General features: G+C 62.2%; 1 protein-coding gene. It reads right to left on the reverse strand.

The window, feature by feature from the left end; genetic code table 11:
• Positions 1-34: 34 nt before the first annotated feature.
• Positions 35-434, reverse strand: a 400-nt coding sequence (locus KJQ96_RS38765) for a recombinase family protein (protein WP_249735101.1), incomplete at its 5' end; no start/stop codon positions are given.

Here is a 434-nt window from a genome sequence, read left to right on the forward strand (position 1 = left end):
CTCCAACTGATCAGATGGCTCCCGAATGGGGGCATCATGCTGTGTGGTCGTAGACGCCATCACGGTCGGCGATGAGGCAGCCGTGCAGCCCGCAGATATCGAGCAGCGGATACCAATCCGAGCAGTTGCGGGCGAGGCGCGTCACGTCGATCGACAGGATCAGACCAACCTCTTTGAGTCCAACCCGTCCGACCAGCTCCTTGAAGCCGCTGCGCTGAGCCGCCGACGCTCCACTGATGCCGAGATCAGCGTCGATGACGTCGATGCCAGCTTCGTGCCAGCCGAGCTCGATGGCGCGTTGGCGAAGCGCGTATTGCAATCGCAGACTCTCTTGGTTGGTCACCACCTGATGGGTCGTCGACTGCCGGATGTACACGACCGCCCGTTCAATCCATCTCGTCAGACCGCCTTCCTGCTGGCAAGCGCCGGCGACA

The sequence above is a fragment of the Bradyrhizobium sp. sGM-13 genome (assembly GCF_018398875.1).
Lineage (GTDB): Bacteria > Pseudomonadota > Alphaproteobacteria > Rhizobiales > Xanthobacteraceae > Bradyrhizobium.